Below are 22,443 nucleotides of genomic sequence, written 5' to 3'. Positions count from 1 at the left end.
TCCTTCCATCAGGTGCACTCCTACTGTTTCACGGCGCCGTCGTGCCACAAAGCCGCAGGGTGCCCGAGGTGCGTGCGGATCATCCGAGCTGGCGCACCTCGAGCGCCGTGTCGACCACGGCCACCGTGAATGCCCCCAGCACGTCCGTGCGGGCCGTGGCGACGCCGGCGGCGTCGAGCGCGTCGAGGATGGAGGGGTGCGGGTGGCCGTAGTCGTTGCCCTCACCCACCGAGATGAGGGCCAGGGTCGGATCGACGGCCTCGATCACGTCGGTGCCGCCGTTCCGGGCGCCATGGTGGGCGACCTTGAGGATGTCCACGCTTCCATCCCGTAGGGAGGGGACTCGGGACAGCACCACGGCAGCAGCGTCTTCCTCGAGGTCGCCCGTCAGCAGGATGGTGACGGGCCGAACGGCAGTGGGCACCACGACCTCGAGCACCGCACTGGCATTGTTCTCCTCCGAGGGCCCGGCGTCGCGCACGGGCCACAGCACGTCCACGCGGAGCGGGGCAAGATCGAGGGCGGTCCCATCATCCAGCGGTTCCGGCTCGAGGCCGGCCGCCGACGCCGCTGCGGTCAACTCCGCCGGCAGATCGTGCTCGCCGGTGGAGTAGTAGAGGGCGGTCACCGTCCTCCCTCGTACTGCCCCCTCCACGCCGCCGTAATGGTCATCGTGCAGGTGGGTGATCACCAGCGCGTCGATCACCTCGACGCCCAGGCTGTCGAGGCACCGGTCCATGGCCTCGGGGTCGGGTCCCGTGTCGACGACCATCGCGTGCCCTGGTGTCGTCCCCACGACGACGCCGTCACCCTGTCCGACGTCGCACATCGCCATCATCCCCGTGTCGCTGCCGGGGACCGACCACCGACCGGACAGGACCACCCCGCCTGCCAGGCACAGCGCGAGGACGACGGCGAGGACCAGCGGAGAACGTCGCCTCCCCAAACCCGGGACCCGCTCTCCCCTCGGTCCGGAGTCCGCTCGCCCTGCGGATGCCGCACGGCTCCGAGGCTGCGCCGGGGTGTTCGTCGCCCGCCTCCAGGCCGCGACGAGTGGTACCGGCCTGACGAGGACCAGCAGGAGCGTCAGCGACGCCAGAGCGGCCAGAACAACACCCGGCGCCCCGGGAAGCCACGGCACCGACGCGGCGGGCGCGGCAGCGAAGCCCTCGGCGACACCCGCCACCCATCTCGTCCCCCACTGCGCCGCGACGACGAGCGGATGTGCCAGCACGGGTGCAGCTACGAGCGCCAGCACTGCAGCCATCCCCAGCAGGGTGACCGCCGGTACGACGGGTGACGCGAGGACGTTCGCCGGGAGCGAGTACACAGGAAGGGCCGGTTGGATCAGGACGAGGATCGGCGTGCAGGACAGTTGCGCCGTCAACGGGACGGCCAGCAGTTGCGCGGCGAAGCGAGGCATCACCCGCTCGAGCGCGCGCACCATGCCGGGCCCGGCTGTCACGAGCCCCAGCGTCGCCGCGACGGACAGCATGAACGCGAACGACACCGAGAGCCAGGGATCGACCGCGAGCAACACGATGATCGACAGCATCAGCAGGGCCAGGGACACCCTCCCACGCCCTGACAGGACGGCCGCCACCCCTATGGCACCCATGACGGCAGCCCGAAGGACGCTGGGCTCGGGCCGCACCAGCATCACGAAGCACACCAGGGCGATGACCGCACCGACAGCTGACGGGAGCCGCGGCACCCGGACCAGCCGCAGCCCGACGAAGGCGAAGGCGACCACGTAGGAGCAGTTTGCCCCGCTCACTGCTGTCAGGTGCGTCAGTCCCGTGGTCCTCATGTCCGCTTCGAGATCGGTGTCGAGCCCGATGCGGTCACCGAGTGCCATGCCCGGAAGCAGCCCCCCGTCGCGGCCATCCCGCAGGGACAGCTCCTGGAAGCGTGTCCGGAGGTCTCCGGTGTAGCCGAGCCAACCGCCAGACTCGCTGACCGTCGGGGTACTGCCGGGAAGGAAGACGGCGGTGGCCCTGCCCGCGCGGTCGGCCGGTCTCGCCGTGCCCAGGACCCGCACGGTATCGCCCGTACTCATCCGCCCCCACGGTTCCGCGCCCATGACCACGACGGGAGTGGTCGAGGCGAACGCCTCGCCGCGGAGCACCCCACCGATCACGTCGGCGTCCACGAGGTAGCGGTCTCCCCCGCCGAAGGGACCCGGAGGCAGTGATGACGGCTCACCGGCAATCCTGAGCAGGGCAGTGAACGGGGTGCCTTCCAGCATCGCCTCGTCCACCGGCCCCGCTTCCGCACGGGCAAGACTCCCGCCTGCGGCGAGCAGGACGAGTGCCAGGGCTGCGACCGACGCCAGCGCCTGCGACGGCAGGGACGCCCATCGCCCTCCACGTCCTGCGGGCCTGAGGAGGACCATGCAGCCGAGCACCAGGCCGACCGCGGCAGAGACAAGACCACCGGCCGTCGCCTGCATCGCCCCTCCCTGGACGGCTACTGCAGCCGAGATCCACGCTGCGGCCGCGGAGGGCATGAGCCGCAGGTCAACCGTCCATCCCGTTCCTCCGGGGCGGAGGGGCCCTCCCTCCGGCGTGCTGGCGGAATCGACCAGCGGACGCCCCGCAACCCGGTTCATCACCCGCTTCACCGGCCGCCCGGCTACTGCACGCCGTACAGCCGGTGTCCTCACCGCACCACGACGAGCGGCAGGATCCCCTCGAGCATCGCGGGCCCGATGCCGGGGACAGCATCGATGTCCGCCGTCCGGGCGAAGGGCCCGTGCTCCTCGCGCCAGTCGATGATCCGCTGCCCCAGGACAGGTCCGACGCGCGGTAGCGACTCGATGTCGGAGAGCGTGGCGGTGTTGATGTCGATAGCGCCGGCCATCCCGCCGGAGCCGACCGGAGACCCACCCGCAGCTCCACCGCCGTCGCCACCGGCGTCCTGCCCGCCGGGCATCGGGGCGGCGTCCGGGACCATCCCTGGTCGTGGTTCCTCCCCCACGGCCAGGAGGTGGATGTGGTGGCCGTCGGCCGGTGTGGCAGCGAGGTTGATTCCTTCCAGGTCCGCCTCGGGCAGGGCTCCGCCGGCTTTCTCGATGATCTCGAACAGGCGTGTGCCGGCCGGGACGGTGATGACGCCCGGTGACACCACTGCACCGGTCAGATAGACGACGAGGCTCCCGTCCGTGCCGAGCCCAGGGGTCCCCGATGGATCCTCCGCGGATGAACGCCCGGACGCTGCGTCAGCCTGTTCGTCGGCCTGTAGGACGGGACGATCCTCCGGGGCCGCACCGCCCCCGGCGGGTGCGGCTGCCGGGTCGTCGAGCTGTACCGATACCGCCGCAGCCGAGGGCTCGGAACTGCGGACGAGGAACAGCGCGGCTCCGACCGCCAGCGCCACCCCGAGCCACACGAGGGCGGCAGAACGCGCAATGCGCCATTGTACGCCGCCGCCGCCGCCGTCGACGGCGTGCGCCGTCCGCGATCCGCCGGGCGGGCCGTTCCCTGCGGCGTCGTGCCCCTCGAGCCGCCGGCGCGGATCAGCCCGGAGCCCGGGATGTACCCGCACATCGTCGGCCGCGTCCTGGTGGTCTCGGGCGCCGACCTGCTCCGGCAGTGCCCGGGACCCCGGGGACGGCTGCGCCCGGGCGCCCAGGGTCGCGAGCACCTCGACAGGGGACGACGCGGGTGGGAGGGGTGGGGCCCAGGCTTCCCCGGTTGTCGGCCATCGGTGCTTTCCCATGAATCAACGCTAGGAGCAGGCCTCCTCGGCCGGCAGGACGGGCCACGCTATGTGGACATCCACCCGGCCGGTCGCCTCAGCCGGCCGGGAGGCCGGGAGTCCGCAGGGCGCTGATGGTGACGGCGACGACGCCGAGCCCTGCGTGCGCGGCGAGCACCGAAGGGCAGGGCGCCGTCGTGACGTGCCCTGGTCCTGCCACGTCCTGCAGGCGCTCCGCGAGGGCGGCCGCCTCGTCCTCGTTGCCGAAGTGGTGCACCGTCAGCTGCACGGCGCTGGTCCGGCCGGATACCTCCGCCTCGACGAGCTCCTGCAACCGCTGCATCCCCTTCGCGGCAGACCGCATGCGCTCGAGCGGCACCAGCCGTCCGCCCTGTACGTGGAGGATCACCCGGACCGACAGGAGCGTGCCCAGCCATCCGGCGGCGGCGGTCACCCTGCCGCCGCGCCGCAGCTGCTCGACGCTGGGAACGTAGAAGTAGAGTGCGGAGGCGCGTGCGGCCATCGCGGCAGCCGCGGCAGCGGTCTGCAGGTCCGCGCCGGCCCGCGCCGCGGCCAGTGCAGCAAGGGCTGCGCGGCCCTGCGCCATGCCCGCCGTCCTCGTGTCGATCACCTCGACGGGGATGGTGACCCGCGATGCCGCCAGCCGGGCGGACTCCACCGTGCCCGACAGCAGCCCGGACAGGTGGACGGAGACGACGCCGTCGTGGCCTTCCTGGGCAAGGCGCTCGTAGACGCGTTCGAACTGCCCCGGGGACGGCCTGGACGTGCGGACGTCCGAACCTGCCGCGAGGGCGAGCATCAGGGGCGCGGTGACGTCGTCGTGCTCGCCGGTCAGGATGTCGTCCCCCACGAGGACGGGCATGGCGACCACCTGCACGCCGTCGGCGACGCCCCCCGGAGCGCTCCAGCCGGGAGCGAAGCCGGCCGCCGAGTCGGTGACCACGGCTACGCGCACGGGAGCGCCCCCGTGCGCGGAACCGCCGACCGGCGCTGCATCAGGCCGGGACGATGTTGACCAGTTTGGGCGCCCGCACGATCACGGTACGGATGCCGCGGCCGTCCAGGACCCGCTGCACCTGCTCACTGGCAAGCGCCAGCTGGCGCAGGTCGTCCTCGCCGATGTCCGGCGACACCGTCAGCCGGTCCCGCACCTTGCCCTGCACCTGCACGACGGCGACGACGCTCTCCTGCGTCAGCAGCGCCGGATCGACGGCGGGCCAGCCCGCCGTCGCCACCGTCGCCTCGTGGCCGAGGCGGCTCCACAGGTCCTCGGCGGTGTAGGGCGCGAACAGGCTCAGCAGGATGGCGACCGCCTCGGTCGCCTCACGCACGGCGGGATCCGCCCCGCCCGCGCCGGAGTCGATCGCTTTCCTCGTCGCGTTGACGAGTTCCATGAGCTTCGCGACGACGACGTTGAACTTGTTGGCCTCCATCAGCTCCGCGGCGTCTGCCACGGTGCGGTGGGTCACCGAGCGCAGCGCCCGGTCACCCGTCGAGGGGTCCGTGCCGGCGTCGCTGGTGACGTCGCCGCCGAGCCGCCAGGCCCGCGCGAGGAACTTGGCGGAGCCCGACGGCGAGACATCCGCCCAGTCGACGTCGTCCTCCGGCGGGGACGCGAACACCATGGTGAGGCGTACGGCATCGACGCCGAACCGGTCCAGCTGCTCGCCGAGATCCACGCCGTTGCCGAGGGACTTGCTCATGGCCTTGCCCCCGTTCAGCACCTGTCCCTGGTTCAGCAGTGCGCTGAAGGGCTCGGTGAAGCCGACCATCCCGAGGTCGAACAGCACCTTGGTGAAGAACCGGCTGTACAGCAGGTGCAGGATGGCGTGCTCCACGCCGCCGACGTACTGCCCGACCGGCAACCAGCGGTTGACCGCCTCGGTGTCGAACGGAGCGGTGTCGAGCTGTGGGCTCACGAAACGCAGGTAGTACCAGGACGAGTCCACGAACGTGTCCATCGTGTCCGTGTCACGCGTCGCCGCGCCGCCACACGACGGGCACGGGACGTTCACCCACTCCTCCACGGCGGCCAGCGGGGACGTACCCTTCGGCGCCAGGGCTTCTCCCCGCAGGCCTTCGGGCAGCCTGACGGGCAGCTGGTCGTCCGGCACGGGCACCTCGCCGCAGGACGGGCAGTGGATGATCGGGATCGGCGTGCCCCAGAAGCGCTGCCGCGAGAGCAGCCAGTCGCGCAGGCGGTAGTTGATGGTGTGCTCACCCGTGCCCTGCTCCTCGATCAGCTCGACGGCGCGGCGGATGGCGGTTGCCTTGTCCAGGCCGGTCAGCTCGCCCGAGTTCACGAGCGTCCCCTCGCCCGTCGTCGCGATCCCGGTAGCGGAGGCATCCTCGGCACCGGTGTCCACGACGGTGCGGACGGGCAGGTCGAAGGCGCGTGCGAAGTCGAGGTCGCGCTGGTCGTGTGCGGGGACCGCCATGATCGCCCCGGTGCCGTAGTCGGCCAGGACGTAGTCGGCGGCCCACACGGGCAGCTTCTCCCCGTTCAGGGGGTTGACGGCGTAGCGGCCGGTGAACACGCCGGTCTTCTCGCGCTCCGTGGCCTGCCGCTCGATCTCCGACAGTCCCTTGACCTGGTCCCGGTACTGGTCCAGCTCGGCCCGCCGATCAGGCGTGACGAGCTGGAGGGCCAGGTCGGCGTCGGCTGCGACGACGAAGAAGGTCGCCCCGTACAGCGTGTCGGGGCGCGTCGTGAAGACGGTGACGTCGTTCTCCGGCAGGCCACCCTCGGCCTCGATCCGGAAGCGTACGTGCGCACCCTCCGAACGACCGATCCAGTTGCGCTGCATCGCGAGGACGCGCTCGGGCCAGTGGCCCTTCAGCTGCTCCATGTCATCCAGCAGGCGATCCGCGTAGTCGGTGATCTTGAAGTACCACTGGTTCAGGCTCTTCTTGGTGACCGGGGTGCCGCACCGATCGCAGGCCCCGTTGATGACCTGTTCGTTCGCCAGCACGGTCTGGTCCTTCGGGCACCAGTTGACCGGCGAGTCCCGCCGGTAGGCCAGGCCCTTCTGGAAGAACCGCACGAAGAGCCACTGCGTCCAGCGGTAGTACTCCGCATCCGAGGTGTGCAGGCGCCTGCTCCAGTCCGCGCTGATCGCATAGCGCTTGAAGGAGTGCGCCTGCGTCTCGATGTTCGCGTAGGTCCACTCGGCCGGATGTGCGTTGCGCTTGATGGCCGCGTTCTCGGCGGGCAGCCCGAAGGAGTCCCAACCGATGGGGTGCAGGACGTCGTAGCCCTTCTGCCGGTAGAACCTCGCGGCGACGTCGCCCATCGCGAACGCCTCCGCGTGGCCCATGTGCAGGTCGCCGGAGGGGTAGGGGAACATGTCGAGCACGTAGCGCCGCTCCCGCGACCCGTCGTCGGCCGGCGCGAACGCCTGGAGCCGGTCCCAGACCGCGGGCCACTTCGCCTCGATGGCGGAGAAGTCGTAGGTGTTCTCGTCCGGCTGAGCGCCCTCGGGATTGATGCTCACTGTATGTTGACCTGTCCTGTCGGTGGAACGTCGTCCTGCTCTGGTTCTTCTCTGCTGCTGCGGACCCGCGTCCGGGGCGGCCTGCGCCCAGACACACAAAAGCCCCTCGCACACAGGAGGGGCCGCCGCACGGTGAGTACCGTGCGGCTAGGTAAGGAGGAGGGCGCGGGGCATGGATTCACTTTAGCAGTGCGTGCGAGGCGGTGCCCGGCGCGGACCCGCACGAAGAGGCACCTCCGGTCCGTCGAGGGACGGACCGGAGGTGCCCTGCGTGGAGCCGGTCCTGCTAGCGCACGTCCTCGTCGACCCAATCGAAGGTCTTGGTCACGGCCTTCTTCCACAGGCGCAGCTGACGCTCGCGCTCGGCCTCGTCCATGGACGGGTTCCAGCGCTTGTCCTCGGCCCAGTTCGTGGCGAGCTCGTCGGTGTCCTTCCAGAATCCGACGGCGAGGCCCGCGGCGTACGCGGCGCCGAGCGCCGTGGTCTCCGTGACCTTCGGTCGGATGACCGGGATGCCGAGGATGTCGGCCTGGAACTGCATCAAAGCGTCGTTGGCGACCATGCCGCCGTCGACCCTGAGGTCCTCCATGTTCACGCCGGAGTCCGCGTTGGCCGCGTCCAGGACCTCGCGGGTCTGGAAAGCCGTCGCCTCGAGCGCTGCTCGTGCGATGTGGCCCTTGTTCACGAAGCGGGTCAGGCCGACGATGGCGCCGCGGGCGTCAGCACGCCAGTACGGGGCGAAGAGGCCCGAGAACGCCGGCACGATGTACACGCCGCCGTTGTCCTCGACGGTCGTGGCGAGCTGCTCCACCTCCGGCGCGCTCTTGATGATGCCGAGGTTGTCACGGAGCCACTGGACGAGTGAGCCGGTGACGGCGATGGAGCCCTCGAGCGCGTAGACGGGCTTCGCGTCCCCGAGCCGGTAGCAGACCGTCGTGAGCAGGCCGTTCTTGGAGTGGACGATCTCCTCGCCGGTGTTCACGATCATGAAGTTGCCCGTGCCGTAGGTGTTCTTCGCACCGCCCTTGGCGAAGGCGGCCTGGCCGAAGGTGGCAGCCTGCTGGTCGCCCAGGATCCCGGCCACCGGCGTCTCGCGCAGGAGCTGCGAGGTGTGCACCGTGCCGTAGACCTCGGACGAGGACCTGATCTCGGGCATCATCGACACGGGCACGCCGAAGTCCGCGAGGATCGACTCGTCCCAGGAGAGGGTCTCGAGATCCATGAACAAGGTACGCGAGGCATTGGTGACATCGGTGATGTGCACGCCGCCGTCGGTGCCCCCCGTGAGGTTCCAGGTGACCCAGGAATCCGTGTTGCCGAACAGGAGGTCTCCTGCCTCGGCCTTCTCGCGCGCTCCGTCGACGTTGTCCAGGATCCACTTGATCTTGGTGCCCGAGAAGTAGGTGGCCAGCGGGAGGCCGACCTTCTGCTTGTACCGGTCGACGCCGCCGTCCTTCGCCAGGTCGTCGACGATGTTCTGTGTGCGGGTGTCCTGCCAGACGATGGCGTTGTACACCGCCTTGCCGGTGGTCCTGTCCCAGACGACGGCGGTCTCGCGCTGATTGGTGATGCCGACGGCGGCGATGTCGTGCCGGGTGAGGTTTGCCTTGGACAGCGCGGAGCCGATGACCTCACGGGTGTTGCCCCAGATCTCGGCGGGGTCGTGCTCCACCCAGCCGGCCCGCGGGAAGATCTGCTCGTGTTCCTTCTGCCCGGTGGACACGATATCGCCCTTGTGGTCGAACACGATGGCCCGGCTGGACGTGGTGCCCTGGTCGATGGCGATGACGTACTGCTGCGACATGTCTTACTCCTTCATTGGATGACAAGATGGGGCGGCTGCAGGCAGCCGCCGGTCGTGAGTAGGGGCCTAGGCTGCAGCCGGGAACGCGACGAACTGGATGACGATGCCTGCGAGGGCACCACCGATGATGGGGCCGACGATCGGCACCCATGCATAGCCCCAGTCGCTGCTGCCCTTGCCACGGATCGGCAGCAGGGCGTGCGCGATGCGGGGGCCGAGGTCGCGGTTCGGGTTGATGGCGTAGCCGGTCGGCCCACCGAGCGACGCGCCGATACCGACGACGAGCAGTGCGACCGCGAGGGGGCCGAGACCCGACGGCGTGTTGCCGAAGGACAGGATGACGAACACGAGCACGAAGGTGCCGATGATCTCGGTCACGAGGTTCCAGCCGTAGGACCGGATGGCGGGACCGGTGGAGAAGACGCCGAGCTTGTTGGCCGGGTCCGGCTCCTCGTCGAAGTGCTGCTTGTAGGAGAGCCAGCAGAGGACGGCGCCGACGATCGAGCCGATCATCTGGGCTGCGAGATACGCCATGGCGTTGACGAAGTTCTTGTCCACGCCCGGCGCGAATTCGGCTGTGTCGCCGTTCACCCAGAGACCGACGGTGACCGCGAAGTTGAGGTGGGCGCCTGAGAGGGCGGCCACGTAGACACCGGCGAAGACCGCGAGGCCCCAGCCGAAGTTGACCATGAGAAAGCCGCCGTTGTTTCCCTTGGTCCTGGCGAGCGCGACATTCGCGACCACACCGGTACCGAGCAACAACAGCAGCACTGTGCCGAAAGCCTCGGCCACAAATACTTCCAGAGACATCTTTGACTCCTCCATCTATTCATTTATCGACGGGTGCCGCCGCCTCGACGGCACCCGTTGGTTCCCCCCGGCAACCTCTGCCGATGGCATTGCATCGCTGCGTCGAGCAGCGACTCGACCTCCTCGCGGCGGCGCCGCTACGAGGTCAGGCTCTTGACCTGCACCCTGTGGGCCTCGGCCAGGACTCTCTCGGCCAGCTCGATCTCCGCCGCGGATTCCGCGGCGTCCCAGCCCAGCAGCGGAGCCAGGGTCTCGGCGAGCTCCGCGAGCAGCTCCTGGGTGACGAGGCCCCGGAAAGCAAGCGATGTCCGGCGGATCAGGACGTCGATCAGGTGGCCGACCTGCTCGTGCTCCACCATGTAGGCGAGCTCCCGCGTGCTGAGCTCCTTGGTGGAATTAAACATCCTGTCGCTGCCCTGGGCGAGGTATTCCAGAACATTCCTCGCCCGCGTTCCGTAACGGGTCAGCAGCACCCCGACCCGGGCGTCGTCGAAGCCCGGGCGGACGGCCTCCCTGATCCAGGCACGCTCAGCCGCCTCGTCCTTCGGGAAGTCCTTCCCGCCGCCGATGGGGACGCCCGCGGTGGACGTCCTGCGGGACGCGCCGAGGGCTGCAAGTGTCTCGTCCGCCAGGTGCTCGGACAGCGCGCGGAACGTGGTCCACTTGCCGCCGACGAGGCTGAGGGTGGTGACGGAGCGGCCTCCCAGCTTCTCCTCGCGCTTCTCGATGCGGTAGTCCCGTGAGACGAAGCCGGGCTGGGTCTCGTCATGCCGGGGCAGGGGCCGGACTCCGGAGAAGCTGTACACGATGTCGTCCCTGGACACCGCGATGTCCGGGAACACGTGCCCGATCAGCTCGAAGAAGTAGTCGATCTCCTCATCGGTGCAGACGGCCTGCTCGTTCACGTCCACGTCGATGTCGGTGGTGCCCACGAGGACGCGGTCGCCCATGGGGTAGATCAGCACGATCCGGCCGTCGAGGTGCTCGAAGAAGATCTCCGTGCCGTTGCACGCCCTGAGCAGCTCGGGGTGGTCCAGCACGATGTGCGAACCCTTGGTGCCGCCCATGAAGAGGGTCTCCACGCCGAGGGTGGCGTTGGTGCCGTCGGTCCATGCACCGGTCGCGTTGACGACGACGTCGGCCTGGAAGGTGAAGGTCTCGCCCGAGAGCTCGTCGCGCAGGAGGACGCCGTCCTCGCTGTTGCCGATGGCGCTGACGTAGTTCGCGGCGCGGGCAGCAGGATTGGCCACCTGCCCGTCACGCAGCACGTCCAGGGTGAGTCGTTCGGGGTTGTGCACGGAGGCGTCGAAATAGGTCGCCGCGTACTTGATGTCCTTGCGGAGGTCGGGCATGGCGGCGAGCGCCTTCTTGCGGCCGACGAAGGAGTGGCGGGGCACGTTGCCGCCGTCGCGCGAGAAGAAGTCGTACATGGTGAGGCCGGCCTTGATGAGCACGGCGCCGCGCTCCACCTGCTTGCCCTGGCGGTGCGTCAGGAAGCGCATGGGTGCGGAGAGGATGCCCGAGAAGGTGGTGTAGATGGGGATGGTGGTCTGCAGCGGCTTCACGTAGTGCGGTGCGATCTTCAGGAGGGCGTTCCGCTCGATGACCGATTCCCGGACGAGGCGGAACTCGCCGTTCTCGAGGTAGCGGATGCCTCCGTGGATCATGTGCGAGGACGCGCCAGAGGCCCCCTGGCAGTAGTCGCCCCGCTCGACGAGCGCGACGTCGATACCCTGCAGTGCGAGGTCGCGGAACGTGCCGACCCCGTTGATCCCGCCACCGATCACGAGCACGGAGGCCCGGGGCTTGTCCCTGAGCTTCTGCACCACGGTGCGGGTCGAGGTTGTTGTGCCTTCACCGTTCGTCCGGCCGGCTGGAATGCTCAAGGTGCTACTCCGTAACGTCAATGTCTGGAATGGGTACTGCACATTCAATTCTTCGAGCGCTGGGAATACCAGTCAAGCCGACGACGAGACTCAGAGAAAGTCCCCGCGTAGCCAGGGGTCGTGCCTCATAGAAAAGTCCCCGGCAAAGGACGGGGTGGGGTTCGGCGACGATGGGGTATGCCGGATAAGGATGTCTCGTTGGCCACCAGGGTCGAGATCACCAAGAAATACGCTGCCGCCTACGAGGCCGCTTCGAAGAAGGACAAGTCGAAGATTCTGGACCAACTGGTCGAGGTCACCGGCTGGAACCGGGATCATGCCCGCCAGCAGCTACGACGCCGGCTGACCCAGCCCAGAGGACGCGCTACCGCCACTGTGGCAGTGATCGATCGGCGCAAGAGCCGGGGCCGGAAGTACTCCTACGACGCGATCAAAGTCTTACAGCACGTGTGGGCCACCGCCGGGGGTATCTGCGGCAAATACCTCGCCGCCTCAATGGCTGACTGGATCCAGGCGATGGAAGCCGCCAGGGCCCTGGTTCCTGGCCAAGACCGCTATAGCCAGCAGGTCCGGACTGAACTGCTGGCCATGAGCGCAGCCACCATCGATCGGTACCTGGCACCAGCGAAGGCCAGGGACCCTATCCGAGGGAAGTCCGCCACCAAACCGGGCAAACTGCTGCGCAACTCCATCAGTGTGCGCAAAGCAGGCGATGAAATCGAAGCCGAACCAGGGTTCTTCGAAGTCGACACCGTGGCCCACTGCGGGCCGACTTTGAAGGGTGAGTTCGCCCGGACGGTGAACTTCACCGATATGCATACCGGGTGGGTCTTCACCCGCGCGATCCGCAATAACGCGATGGTCAACATCGTCGCCGCCTTTGAGGAGTTCATCACCACGGTGCCGTTTATGGTCACCGGCATCGACTCCGACAACGGCAGCGAGTTCATCAACCACCAGGTGTTGGGTTGGTCTGCTGAGCGGAAGATCTTCTACACCCGGTCCCGGCCGTATCAGAAGAACGATCAGGCCACCATCGAGTCGAAGAACAACCACCTGGTCCGCCGCTACGGGTTCTACTACCGCTACGACACCGCGATCCAACGCGAACTACTTAACAGACTCTGGGACCTGGTCTGTGACCGGCTGAACTACTTCACCCCCACCACCAAGCCCACCGGCTACACCGCCGATGCCATCGGGCGTCGTCGCCGGGTCTACGACAAACCCCGCACCCCCTACCAGCGGCTATTCGATGCCGGAGTCCTCAACCCAGCCCAACAGCAGGAGCTGGCCACCTACAAGGCCTCGCTGAACGTCGTTGAGATCGCCGCTGAGATCGACACGATCCAGCAACGGCTGATCGCCTTGGCCGCGATCCCGACTCGGCGCCTGGAGCGGGAGCTCGAGGACCAAGCCGCTCGGGCAATGCCCGAGGCCGATTGGATCAAACTCTACGGCTGACCCGGACCTGTTTCGCGGGGACTTTTACATGAGGCACGGGGGATCACTTCCCGGGGACTTGACCGTGAGGCATCACGGCCGATTGCACAAACGTGCACCAGAGGCCAGACTGGCCGAATGACGATGACGAGTGGCGGTGCGGGAGCGGACCTCGCAGCCGCGGAGCAGCTGCAGGGCAACCGTTCGCGCGACGCGCTGCGGGCGGCCCAGATGTACTACCTCCAGGACCTCACGATGAACGCGATCGCACGCGAGCTGTGCACCTCGCGTTCCACGGTCTCGAGGCTGCTGTCCACGGCACGGGAGACCGGACTGGTGCAGATCCAGGTCAACAACCCCTCGGAGCGGGCGCCGGCGCTGGAACAGCAGATCCGGCGCCGCTTCGGCGTGGAGGCCCACGTGGTGCCGGTCTCCGACTCGGTCAGCGATTCGGAGGTGCTGGACCGGGTGGCGATCCAGGCCGCGCGGACCATCGGACCACTCGTTGATTCGAACGCGATCGTGGGTGTCGCCTGGGGGTCCACCCTGAGTGCAGTGAGCCACCACCTCACGCGCAAGCAGACCCACGACAGCACGATCGTGCAGCTCAATGGCGCCGGCAACACCCAGACCACCGGGATCACCTATGCCAGCGAGATCCTGCGCCGCTTCGGACAGGCCTACGGCGCGCGCGTGGAACAGTTCCCCGTCCCCGCCTTCTTCGACCACGCGGAGACCAAGACCGCGATGTGGGAGGAACGCAGCGTGCGGCGCATCCTCGACCTCCAGCGACGCATGACCATGGCGATCTTCGGCGTCGGCTCCATCGGCGCGGGCATCCCGAGCCATGTCTACAGCGGCGGCTACCTCGACCGGGAAGACCTCGAGACCCTCGAGACCGACACGGTGGTGGGCGATGTCGCCACCATGTTCTTCCGTGCGGACGGGACGCACCGGGACATCCTGCTCAACGCCCGCAGCACCGGACCCAACCTGGACGACCTGCGGACCGTGCCGCGCCGCATCTGCGTGGTCTCCGGAGAGTCGAAGATCGACGGGCTGCGCGGAGCCCTCGCCGCGGGACTGGCGACCGACCTCATCCTCGACGAGGGATCGGCCCGGCGGCTCGTGCACACGTAGGCAGGGTTGGGGTGCCTTCTCCGGGGCAGGGCTCAGGGTGCCGGCGGCTGGACGGTGAGCGGAGCCGGTGTCGACTCCGTGGCCGAGGCGACGGCGCCGATCATGGGGCTGTTCACAGGCGGGCAGTACACCTCGATGGTGGAACTGGCCGCCGGATCGGCGCGCGTGTCGTCGACGGCGCCGCGCCGGCGGGTTCCACCTCGGTAGAGTTCCCCCATGAGCTCCCTGGTACCGCGCACCGCGCTCGCCGACGGCACCCTGATGGACGTGCTCGGGTACGGCGTCTACAAAGTCCCCCGCGAGGACACGGAGGAGCTCTGCTCGACGGCGCTCGACGTCGGGTACCGCCTGCTCGACACCGCGGCTCTGTACGGGAACGAGGCCGGCGTCGGTGCCGCCGTTCGCCGGCACCTCGGGACCGGGACACGGGAGGAGCTGTTCATCACCTCCAAGGTGTGGAACGCGGACCACGGCTACGAGGCCACGCTCCGGGCGTTCGACGCGAGCATGGAGCTGCTCGGCCTCGATCAGCTGGATCTCTACCTCATCCATTGGCCGTGCCCCTCGAAGGACCTGTACGTCGACACCTGGCGGGCACTGGAACGGCTCCGCGCCGACGGCCGCGTCCGCTCCATCGGCGTCTCGAACTTCCAGCAGGCGCACCTCGAGCGCCTGCTGGCCGAGACCGGGGTGGTCCCCGTCCTCAATCAGGTCGAGCTGCACCCGTATCTCCAGCAGCGCGGACTGCGTTCCTTCCACGAGCGGCACGGGATCACCACGCAGGCCTGGAGTCCGCTGGGACGCGGGAACGTGCTCGTGGACCCGGAGATCGGGCGCATCGCGGCCGAACTCGGGCGCACGCCCGCGCAGGTCATCCTCCGGTGGCACCACCAGCTCGGCGTCCTGACCATCCCCAAGGCCAGTTCGCGTGAGCGCATCCGCTCCAACCTCGACATCTTCGGGTTCACGCTCGACGACGCGCACCTCGCGGCGCTCGACGCGCTCGACCGCAACCAGCGGTTCGGCTCGCACCCGGACACGGTGGGTTGATGCGCGGAGCGACCGTGCGGAGCGTGAGGTGGGAGGGCACGCTCCAGCGGGTATGGGACTTCCCTCCGGTCGACCGGGAGGACGGCCTCCGCGGCCGGACGATCGTCATGGTGCACGGATTCCGGGGCGATCACCACGGGTTGCTGCGCCTCGTCGAGGAACTGCCCGCCCACCGGGTCCTCCTCCCCGACCTGCCGGGCTTCGGGCACGGCCAGGAACTGCGCGGCACGCACGACGCCGCCACATACGCCCGCTTCATCACGGACACCACGCGCAGCCTGGCTCCGGAGCCACGGGTACTGCTGGGTCACTCCTTCGGTTCGATCATCGCGGCCGAGGCGGCAGCGCTCGCACCGGGGCTCGCCGGGTCCCTGGTTCTGGTCAACCCCATCAGCGCCCCCGCCCTCGAAGGCCCGAGCCGGTTCGCATCGCGGGTCGCCGAAGGCTACTACCTGGCCGCGGACCGCCTCCCGGAGGCCGCCGGCCGTGCACTCCTGGCCAATCCGGTGATCGTCCGCGCCATGAGCGTCTTCATGGCCAAGACGAAGGACCGCACGCTGCGTCGCTGGATCCATGGGCAGCACGACGCCTACTTCAGCTCGTTCGCCAGCCGCCGGGTCGTCCTCGAGGCATTCCGGTCGTCCATCTCCGGCACGGTCAGGGACCGTGCGCGTGAGCTCGACCTGCCGGTGCTGCTCATCGCCGCACAGCAGGATGACATCGGCTCGGTCGCCAGCCAGCGCGAGCTCGCAGCCCTGATGCCGAACGCCACCCTGGACGTCATCGACGACGTCGGCCACCTCGTGCACTACGAGAAGCCGCGGGACGCCGCTCGGCTCATCGAGACCTTCCTGGAGGACGTCCCCGCATGAGGATCCTGTTCGACGCGCGCTTCACGCGCACCGACCACCATGACGGCATCAGCCGCTACGGTGCGAGCCTGATCGCCGCGCTCGCAGAGACGGACGACGTCGTCATGCTGATCAGCGACCAGCGGCAACTGGCCCTCCTGCCGGACGTACCGCACGTCCTGCTCAACAGCCCGCTCTCCCCCGCGGAACTGTTCGTGGCCCGGCGCATCAATGCCCTGGTTCCCGACGTCGTGGTGTGTCCCATGCAGACCATGGGCTCGTGGGGACGCAGGTATCCCCTCGTCCTCACCCTGCACGACCTCATCTACTACCAGAACCCGACGCCGCCGTCGTTCCTCCCGCTCCCGGTGCGCCTGCTGTGGCGGCTCTACCACCTGGGCTACTGGCCCCAGCGGCTCCTGCTGGACCGGGCCGACGTGGTTGCCACGATCTCCGACACGACGGCGGACCTCATGCGCCGGCACCGCCTCACGCGCCGGCCCGTCCTGCTCGTGGGCAATGCCCCCCAGCCGACGGAGCGGCGTCGCGATGCCGACGCCCCGCGGTCCGCGTCGCTGCTCTACATGGGCTCCTTCATGCCCTACAAGAACGTCGAGACACTCGTCCGCGCGATGGCCCTCCTGCCCGGCCATACGCTCCACCTGCTGAGCCGCATCTCGCCCGAACGCCGCGCCGAACTCGAGGCGCTCGCACCCGCCGCGGGCGGCGTCGTCTTCCACGGGGGCGTGACGGACGGGGAGTACGAGGACCTGCTCGACGACGCCGCCGCGCTCGTCACGCTCTCGAGGGCGGAAGGCTACGGACTGCCCATCATCGAGGCGATGGGCACCGGTACACCCGTGATCGCGAGCGACATCCCGATCTTCCGCGAGGTCGGAGGGGCCGCGGCGCTGTTCGTCGACCCGGATGATCCTGGCGCAGTGGCCGCGGCGGTCCGCTCCCTCGAGGAGCCCGGCCGCTGGGCGGAGGCTTCCCGGGCAGGGCTCGATCGCGCGTCCGCCTACTCCTGGGCCGCCTCCGCGGAGCAGCTCCGGGAGGCGTGCCGGCGCGCCATCGCCGAGCACGGCCGGCGGCGGTCGGGCCCCCGTGGTCCGGCAGCTGCTGCACAGCGGGCGGCACCGGGTTCCTGATGGCGGATCTCCAGTGCCCTGCGACTGCCGTCCTCCTCGATGCTGCCGCCGTACCGCCGGCCTGGCTCTCCCGGCTGCGCATCGCGGGGCGCTTCGACGCCGACGGGTGCCAGGCCGTCGTGGCCCTCGTGGAGGAGACAGCCGATCTGTACCGTGGCGAGGTCTTCACGGTCACGGCGTCGGGAGGGGACGTCGAAGGCGCCCTGCGCAGGAGGGGCGTGGGCGGCGAGGCACCCGCGATCATCGAGGTCGACTCCGCCGGATGGCATCCGGTACCCCCGCCGTGAGATCGTACCGGCGGGACCCGGCGGTCGGCACCCCCACGGACACCCCCTCCATGGATGCCCCGCGGCGCCCTCCCGGCTAGAGGACGTCGAGCGCGTCGAGGCGGATGTGGACCGGTTCGCCCGTCCTCCTGGCGGACAGCGCCGCACGACGGGCCCGGAGCTGCCGCGTGATGCCGGCGGCGGCCCGGTAGGAGAAGAAGAGGAGGACACGGTGGCTGCCCTGTCCCGCCAGGACGTCGGTGGAGGGCGCGCCGATCCGGTCGGCGCGGCGCTTCGGGTCCGCGGCCGCACGGGCGGCGAGCATGGCGTCCCGGCGGACGTCCGGTGGTACCGGTGCAGGACCGACGACGCGAGCGGCCCCCTCGGTGTCCAACCCCTCGAGGAAATGCGTGAGGGCCTCGCGCGTCCCGGTCAGCACCGCGTACCGGACGGCGGGGGGCAGCCCGAGCTCGTGGCGTTCGGCCAGTTCACGCGACGCGGCCCCGGCCGGGTCCCACCGCACGAGGTGGCCCACCGCGACGTCGTCGTCGCCCGTGATCACCACCGTCCCGCCCGCCGTCGACGGTCTCGCGAGGATCGCGGCGGAGAACCAGCGGCGCAGGGCGTCCTCGCCGGCCCGCAGGGACTCCCTGCTGAGCAGGGCGTTGCCGTCGAGCAGGATCACGGCTGCGTATCCGGCGGCGGCCACGGGCTCGGCGCCCGGTGTCGCGACCACGACGGCGGGCACGTCCCGCACGGCGTCGACGATGTGCTCGCCCGCCGACGAGATGACAGGCACTCCGGGGAACGCCCGGCCCAGCTCCTCCGCCGTCCGGGTGGCACCCGCCACTGTCGCCCGTACCCGGGTGCCACCGCACTCCGAACAGGACCAGTGGTTGTCCGGGCGTCCGCACCAGCGGCAGGCCAGGGGCGCGTTGCGCCCGGCCTGGGCGAGCGGCCCCGCGCACACGGAACAACGCGCCGGGTGGCGGCACCGGTCGCAGGCCAGCGCCGGCGAGAAGCCCGTGCGCGCCACCTGCAGCAGGACGGGACCGTGCCGCAGTCCTGCCTGCGCCGCCGCCCACGCGGCGTGCGGGATGCGGGCCTGCGCGGCGAGGGGGTCGCGTTCCATCTGGTAGGCGTCGGCAGCGTGGACGACGCGCGGAGCGGCCCGCCGCACTTCGCTGCGGTCGGCCTGGATGGCGTGGGCCCACCCCGTGTCGACGAGGCGCTGCGCCTCCGTGGTACGCGCGAAGGACGAGAGCAGCACCGCGGCTCCCTCGTGTTCGGCCCGCAGCAGCAGCACGTCCCGGATGTGCTGGTAGGGCGCCCGCTGCTCGACGTGCTGGTCGTCGCCGTCGTCCCACAGGCAGACGAGGCCGAGGTTCCGCACGGGCGCGTAGGCGGCCGACCGCGTGCCGACCGCGACGGTCGCCGTACCGTGCAGGATGCGCAGGAAGTTGCGGTACCGGGGCGTTGCGCCGTCGTCGCCCGTGAGGCGGGCCACGGAGGACACGCCGAGGCGGGCGGCGAGAGCGGCCTCCACCCGGGCGAGGTCCCGCTGGTCGGGGACCACGACGACCGATCCCCGTCCGGAGGCGGCTGCGGCCGCCACGGCGTCGGCGATCTCCTCCGTCCAGGCCGTGGCACCGTACCCGCCGAGGCTCGTGAGCACGGCGCGGGGAGACTCGCCCGCGCGGAGGTGCTGCAGGTAGGTGGCCCCGTTCACGTAGCGTCGGAAGCTGCCGGAGTCGGCCGGTTCCGCCGTCGCCTCAGGGGTTGCGGCAGGGAGCGCGAGGGGGAACTCCGCTTCGACGCGCGCCATCCGCGGGGGGACGGCGGACCGCAGGACGTCACTGACGGTGCCCACCGAGCGCGCGGCGACCGCCGTGGCCAGGGCCAGCACCTCCGGTGTGAGGACCTGCTGGGGCGAGACGACCTTCCCCAGCGGCAGGAGGGTTGCCGTGGTGCTGGCTTCCTCGACACGCTCGGCCAGGAAACCGGAGTGCTCGCGCCCGGCGAACCGCACCCTGACCCGGACGCCCGGCAGGGCCTCTGCGTCCATCGCAGCGGGCACGGAGTAGTCGAAGAACCTGTCCAGGTGCGGCAACTGGGCGTCGAGGACCACGCGTGCGATCGGCAGCGAGGACGCCCGCTCGGGATCGGCCTGTGGAAGCTTTGCCGCGCCGAAGCCGTGCAGCAGCGACAACTGACCGTTCGTACCGGTGCCCCGCGTGGTGTCCGTCATGATGCTGCAGCGCCCGGCCTGCGCCTGCGGCTCCCCCCTCCCGTGTCAGGCGTTGAAGTAGCTCCGGAGCTTGTCCACGCGATCCGTGCGCTCCCAGGTGAAGCCGTCCTCTTCCCGGCCGAAGTGGCCGTGCGCCGCTGTGCGCTGGTAGATGGGCTTCTTGAGGTCGAGGGCGTTGATGATGCCGAGCGGGCGGAGGTCGAAGACCTCGCGGATGGCGGTACCGATGGCCCGCGGATCCACGGTCTCGGTGCCGAAGGTCTCGACGTAGATGCCCACGGGCTGCGCCATGCCGATGGCGTACGCGATCTGGATCTCGGCGCGGCGTGCGAGCCCGGCAGCGACGACGTTCTTCGCGACCCACCGCATGGCGTAGGCGGCCGATCGGTCCACCTTGGAGGGGTCCTTGCCGCTGAAGGCACCGCCACCGTGCCGGGCCATGCCGCCGTAGGTGTCCACGATGATCTTGCGACCGGTGAGGCCGGCGTCGCCGACCGGACCGCCGATGATGAAGGCGCCGCCCGGGTTGAGGATGTGGCGGACCGCCGACGCGTCGAGCTCGGAATCGGCGAGGACCGGGGTGATCACGTGGTCCACGAGGTCGGCCCGCAGGTCCTCCAGCGAGACGTCGGCGCTGTGCTGGGAGGAGATCACGACGGAGTCGATGGAAACCGGGCGGTCGCCGTCGTACCCGATGGTGACCTGGGTCTTGCCGTCCGGGCGCAGGTACGGCAGGGTGCCGTCCTTGCGGACCGTGGTGAGGCGCTCCGACAGGCGGTGGGCGAGCCAGATGGGCGTGGGCATGAACACCGACGTCTCATCGCTCGCGTAGCCGAACATGATGCCCTGGTCGCCCGCGCCCTGCGCGTCGTACGGGTCCACGCCCGTGCCCTCGCGGGTCTCGAGCGAGGTGAAGACGCCGGAGGCGATCTCCGCGCTCTGCTGCCCGATGGAGACGGAGACGCCGCAGCGGGCGCCGTCGAAGCCGTTGGCCGAGGAGTCGTACCCGATGCCCAGGATGGTCCTCCGGACGATGTCCGGGATCTCGACGTAGGCCTCCGTGGTGACCTCGCCGGCGACGTGCACCAGGCCCGTGGTCACGAGCGTCTCGACCGCGACACGGGAGTCGGGGTCCTGCTCGAGGAGGCCGTCGAGGATGGCATCGCTGATCTGGTCGCAGATCTTGTCCGGATGGCCCTCGGTGACCGATTCCGATGTGAAGAGGCGCAGGGAGGAATCAGTACTGGGTGAATTCACGTGCCCACTCTACTTGGTTGGAGGGACAGTACGGCTCGGTGCTGCGCGGCACGACCGCGGGCGTCGACGTGGTCCTACAGCGCGCCCGGGCCGGGCGGACGAGGGCTCAGCGGGTCAGCAGCCGGGCTGCGTGGCCGATCACGGCGTCCGCGACCACCCGCTTCGAGCCGCTCACCGATGCCGACTGCCCGCCGTCCGCACCGAGGATCGTGACCTCGTTCGAGTCCTCTCCGAAGACCAGCTCCGTGCCGACGACATTGAGCACGAGGAAATCACAGCCCTTCCGCGCGAGCTTCGCGCGGGCGTGGGTGAGGGGGTCCGCCGTCGCGTCCCCGGTCTCGGCCGCGAAACCGGCGATGACCGGGCGCGGCTCGCGGCCCTCGCAGGCGAGCACGGCCTCGCGGAGGACGTCGGGGTTCCGCACGAGGGTGAGCACGGGGTCCGTCCCGTCGTCGTTCTTCTTGATCTTGGCCGCCGCGACCTCGGCGGGGCGGAAGTCCGCCACGGCCGCAGCCATGACGAGCACGTCCGTGGTGGGGAGCACCTCGAGGACGGCGTCGCGCAGCTGGAGCGCGGAGTCGACCCGCAGGACGTCGCACCCGGGCGGCGGGGGTACCTCCGCGTGGGCGAGGATGAGGGTCACGTGCGCTCCCTGCGCGAGTGCCGCCTCGGCGAGGGCCATGCCCTGCTTGCCGGATGACCGGTTGCCGAGGAACCGCACGGGGTCGAGGGCCTCACGCGTGCCACCGGCCGAGATGGTGACGCGCCGGCCCTGCAGGGATCCGGTCCCGACCGGACGGGTGGCGACGGCCATGGCCGCGGCGAGGATGTCGGCAGGCTCCGGGAGCCGGCCGGGCCCTGAGTCCGCTCCGGTGAGCCGGCCCGACGCCGGCTCGATGATCGTGACGCCTCGGGCACGGAGGGTGTCGACGTTCGCCCGGGTCGCAGCGTGCTGCCACATCTCGGTGTGCATCGCCGGTGCCATGACGACCGGCCCGCGGGCCATGAGGAGCGTGCCGGTGAGGAGGTCGTTGGCGAGGCCGGCGGCGGCACGGGCCAGGACGTCCGCGGTGGCGGGTGCGACGACGATCAGGTCGGCCTCGTGGCCCAGGCGCACGTGGTTCACCTTGTCGACGTCGTCCCAGACGCTGTTGCTCACGGGGTGGCCCGAGAGCGCCTCCCAGGTGGCGGTGCCCACGAAGCGGGTCGCCGCGTCCGTCGGGATGACCGTGACATCATGCCCCGCCTCCGTGAAAAGTCGGAGGAGGGATGCGGCCTTGTAGGCCGCGATCCCTCCTCCGACTCCGAGTACTACGCGCACCG

Annotated in this window: 17 protein-coding genes; 6 read left to right on the top strand and 11 right to left on the bottom strand. The window is 69.9% G+C overall.

What is annotated here, in order from left to right; translation table 11 throughout:
* Positions 1-79 precede the first annotated feature (79 nt).
* The 7 genes from AC1MFI_RS13015 to AC1MFI_RS12985 form a co-directional block, all read right to left on the bottom strand.
* Positions 80-2,611 carry a ComEC/Rec2 family competence protein gene (locus AC1MFI_RS13015; RefSeq protein ID WP_479817400.1) on the bottom strand — a complete coding sequence of 844 codons (2,532 nt, stop codon included), beginning with the start codon at positions 2,609-2,611 and terminating at the stop codon, positions 80-82.
* A gap of 50 nt (positions 2,612-2,661) precedes the next feature.
* Positions 2,662-3,720 carry a ComEA family DNA-binding protein gene (locus AC1MFI_RS13010; RefSeq protein ID WP_479817399.1) on the bottom strand — a complete coding sequence of 353 codons (1,059 nt, stop codon included), beginning with the start codon at positions 3,718-3,720 and terminating at the stop codon, positions 2,662-2,664.
* A gap of 76 nt (positions 3,721-3,796) precedes the next feature.
* Positions 3,797-4,675 carry a DegV family protein gene (locus AC1MFI_RS13005; RefSeq protein ID WP_479817398.1) on the bottom strand — a complete coding sequence of 293 codons (879 nt, stop codon included), beginning with the start codon at positions 4,673-4,675 and terminating at the stop codon, positions 3,797-3,799.
* 40 nt (positions 4,676-4,715) lie between these two features.
* Positions 4,716-7,214, bottom strand: coding sequence for a leucine--tRNA ligase (gene leuS, locus AC1MFI_RS13000; RefSeq protein ID WP_479817397.1), 2,499 nt, complete (start codon positions 7,212-7,214; stop codon positions 4,716-4,718).
* Positions 7,215-7,500: 286 nt separating this feature from the next.
* Complete coding sequence (gene glpK, locus AC1MFI_RS12995; protein ID WP_479817395.1) at positions 7,501-9,018, bottom strand: glycerol kinase GlpK; 1,518 nt, start codon at positions 9,016-9,018, stop codon at positions 7,501-7,503.
* 66 nt (positions 9,019-9,084) lie between these two features.
* Positions 9,085-9,828 (bottom strand): MIP/aquaporin family protein, encoded by a 744-nt coding sequence (locus tag AC1MFI_RS12990; RefSeq protein WP_479817393.1) that lies wholly within the window; start codon positions 9,826-9,828, stop codon positions 9,085-9,087.
* 137 nt (positions 9,829-9,965) lie between these two features.
* Positions 9,966-11,708: a glycerol-3-phosphate dehydrogenase/oxidase gene (locus AC1MFI_RS12985; protein ID WP_479820879.1), complete on the bottom strand. Its 1,743-nt coding sequence runs from the start codon at positions 11,706-11,708 to the stop codon at positions 9,966-9,968.
* Between the two features lie 204 nt (positions 11,709-11,912).
* Here AC1MFI_RS12985 and AC1MFI_RS12980 point away from each other — a divergent pair, with 204 nt between their 5' ends.
* Both AC1MFI_RS12980 and AC1MFI_RS12975 read left to right on the top strand, forming a co-directional pair.
* Positions 11,913-13,178, top strand: a complete 1,266-nt coding sequence (locus AC1MFI_RS12980) for a DDE-type integrase/transposase/recombinase (RefSeq protein ID WP_479816192.1) — start codon at positions 11,913-11,915, stop codon at positions 13,176-13,178.
* 123 nt (positions 13,179-13,301) lie between these two features.
* Positions 13,302-14,297, top strand: coding sequence for a sugar-binding transcriptional regulator (locus AC1MFI_RS12975; protein WP_479820877.1), 996 nt, complete (start codon positions 13,302-13,304; stop codon positions 14,295-14,297).
* Between the two features lie 32 nt (positions 14,298-14,329).
* Here AC1MFI_RS12975 and AC1MFI_RS12970 read toward each other — a convergent pair whose 3' ends face one another.
* On the bottom strand, positions 14,330-14,515 hold the full coding sequence (locus tag AC1MFI_RS12970; protein ID WP_479817392.1) for a hypothetical protein: 186 nt from the start codon (positions 14,513-14,515) through the stop codon (positions 14,330-14,332).
* On the opposite strand from AC1MFI_RS12970, the gene AC1MFI_RS12965 reads away from it, so the two are divergent.
* Genes AC1MFI_RS12965 through AC1MFI_RS12950 form a run of 4 tightly spaced genes read left to right on the top strand, consistent with a single transcriptional unit; the run spans position 14,514 to position 17,636 of the window.
* Positions 14,514-15,347 (top strand): aldo/keto reductase, encoded by an 834-nt coding sequence (locus AC1MFI_RS12965; RefSeq protein ID WP_479817390.1) that lies wholly within the window; start codon positions 14,514-14,516, stop codon positions 15,345-15,347. The two genes, AC1MFI_RS12970 and AC1MFI_RS12965, sit on opposite strands and share 2 nt — an antisense overlap.
* Positions 15,347-16,219, top strand: coding sequence for an alpha/beta fold hydrolase (locus AC1MFI_RS12960; RefSeq protein WP_479817389.1), 873 nt, complete (start codon positions 15,347-15,349; stop codon positions 16,217-16,219). The genes AC1MFI_RS12965 and AC1MFI_RS12960 overlap by 1 nt, the downstream gene beginning before the upstream one ends.
* Positions 16,216-17,349 carry a glycosyltransferase family 4 protein gene (locus AC1MFI_RS12955; protein WP_479817388.1) on the top strand — a complete coding sequence of 378 codons (1,134 nt, stop codon included), beginning with the start codon at positions 16,216-16,218 and terminating at the stop codon, positions 17,347-17,349. The genes AC1MFI_RS12960 and AC1MFI_RS12955 overlap by 4 nt, the downstream gene beginning before the upstream one ends.
* A complete protein-coding gene (locus AC1MFI_RS12950; RefSeq protein WP_479817387.1) occupies positions 17,349-17,636 on the top strand; it encodes a hypothetical protein in 288 nt (95 codons plus the stop codon). Before AC1MFI_RS12955 ends, AC1MFI_RS12950 begins: the two co-directional genes overlap by 1 nt.
* A 76-nt stretch (positions 17,637-17,712) precedes the next feature.
* Here AC1MFI_RS12950 and AC1MFI_RS12945 read toward each other — a convergent pair whose 3' ends face one another.
* The 3 genes from AC1MFI_RS12945 to coaBC form a co-directional block, all read right to left on the bottom strand.
* A complete protein-coding gene (locus AC1MFI_RS12945) occupies positions 17,713-19,863 on the bottom strand; it encodes a primosomal protein N' (RefSeq protein ID WP_479817386.1) in 2,151 nt (716 codons plus the stop codon).
* 45 nt (positions 19,864-19,908) lie between these two features.
* Positions 19,909-21,120, bottom strand: a complete 1,212-nt coding sequence (gene metK, locus AC1MFI_RS12940; RefSeq protein ID WP_479817385.1) for a methionine adenosyltransferase — start codon at positions 21,118-21,120, stop codon at positions 19,909-19,911.
* A gap of 106 nt (positions 21,121-21,226) precedes the next feature.
* On the bottom strand, positions 21,227-22,441 hold the full coding sequence (gene coaBC / locus AC1MFI_RS12935; protein ID WP_479817384.1) for a bifunctional phosphopantothenoylcysteine decarboxylase/phosphopantothenate--cysteine ligase CoaBC: 1,215 nt from the start codon (positions 22,439-22,441) through the stop codon (positions 21,227-21,229).
* Positions 22,442-22,443 lie beyond the last annotated feature (2 nt).

It is taken from the genome of Arthrobacter sp. BC5, from assembly GCF_056680255.1.
The sequence above is the reverse complement of the archived record's forward strand: the minus strand, read 5'-3'. Positions and strand labels throughout refer to the sequence as shown.

What these genes read in the sequence shown, in the direction of transcription:
- AC1MFI_RS13015 (WP_479817400.1), bottom strand. Translation starts at nt 2,611, where the DNA reads ATGAACCGGGTTGCGGGGCGTCCGCTGGTCGATTCCGCCAGCACGCCG.
- AC1MFI_RS13010 (WP_479817399.1), bottom strand. Translation starts at nt 3,720, where the DNA reads ATGGGAAAGCACCGATGGCCGACAACCGGGGAAGCCTGGGCCCCACCC.
- glpK (WP_479817395.1), bottom strand. Translation starts at nt 9,018, where the DNA reads ATGTCGCAGCAGTACGTCATCGCCATCGACCAGGGCACCACGTCCAGC.
- AC1MFI_RS12990 (WP_479817393.1), bottom strand. Translation starts at nt 9,828, where the DNA reads ATGTCTCTGGAAGTATTTGTGGCCGAGGCTTTCGGCACAGTGCTGCTG.
- AC1MFI_RS12975 (WP_479820877.1), top strand. Translation starts at nt 13,302, where the DNA reads ATGACGAGTGGCGGTGCGGGAGCGGACCTCGCAGCCGCGGAGCAGCTG.
- AC1MFI_RS12965 (WP_479817390.1), top strand. Translation starts at nt 14,514, where the DNA reads ATGAGCTCCCTGGTACCGCGCACCGCGCTCGCCGACGGCACCCTGATG.
- AC1MFI_RS12970 (WP_479817392.1), bottom strand. Translation starts at nt 14,515, where the DNA reads ATGGGGGAACTCTACCGAGGTGGAACCCGCCGGCGCGGCGCCGTCGAC.
- AC1MFI_RS12960 (WP_479817389.1), top strand. Translation starts at nt 15,347, where the DNA reads ATGCGCGGAGCGACCGTGCGGAGCGTGAGGTGGGAGGGCACGCTCCAG.
- AC1MFI_RS12955 (WP_479817388.1), top strand. Translation starts at nt 16,216, where the DNA reads ATGAGGATCCTGTTCGACGCGCGCTTCACGCGCACCGACCACCATGAC.
- AC1MFI_RS12950 (WP_479817387.1), top strand. Translation starts at nt 17,349, where the DNA reads ATGGCGGATCTCCAGTGCCCTGCGACTGCCGTCCTCCTCGATGCTGCC.
- AC1MFI_RS12945 (WP_479817386.1), bottom strand. Translation starts at nt 19,863, where the DNA reads ATGACGGACACCACGCGGGGCACCGGTACGAACGGTCAGTTGTCGCTG.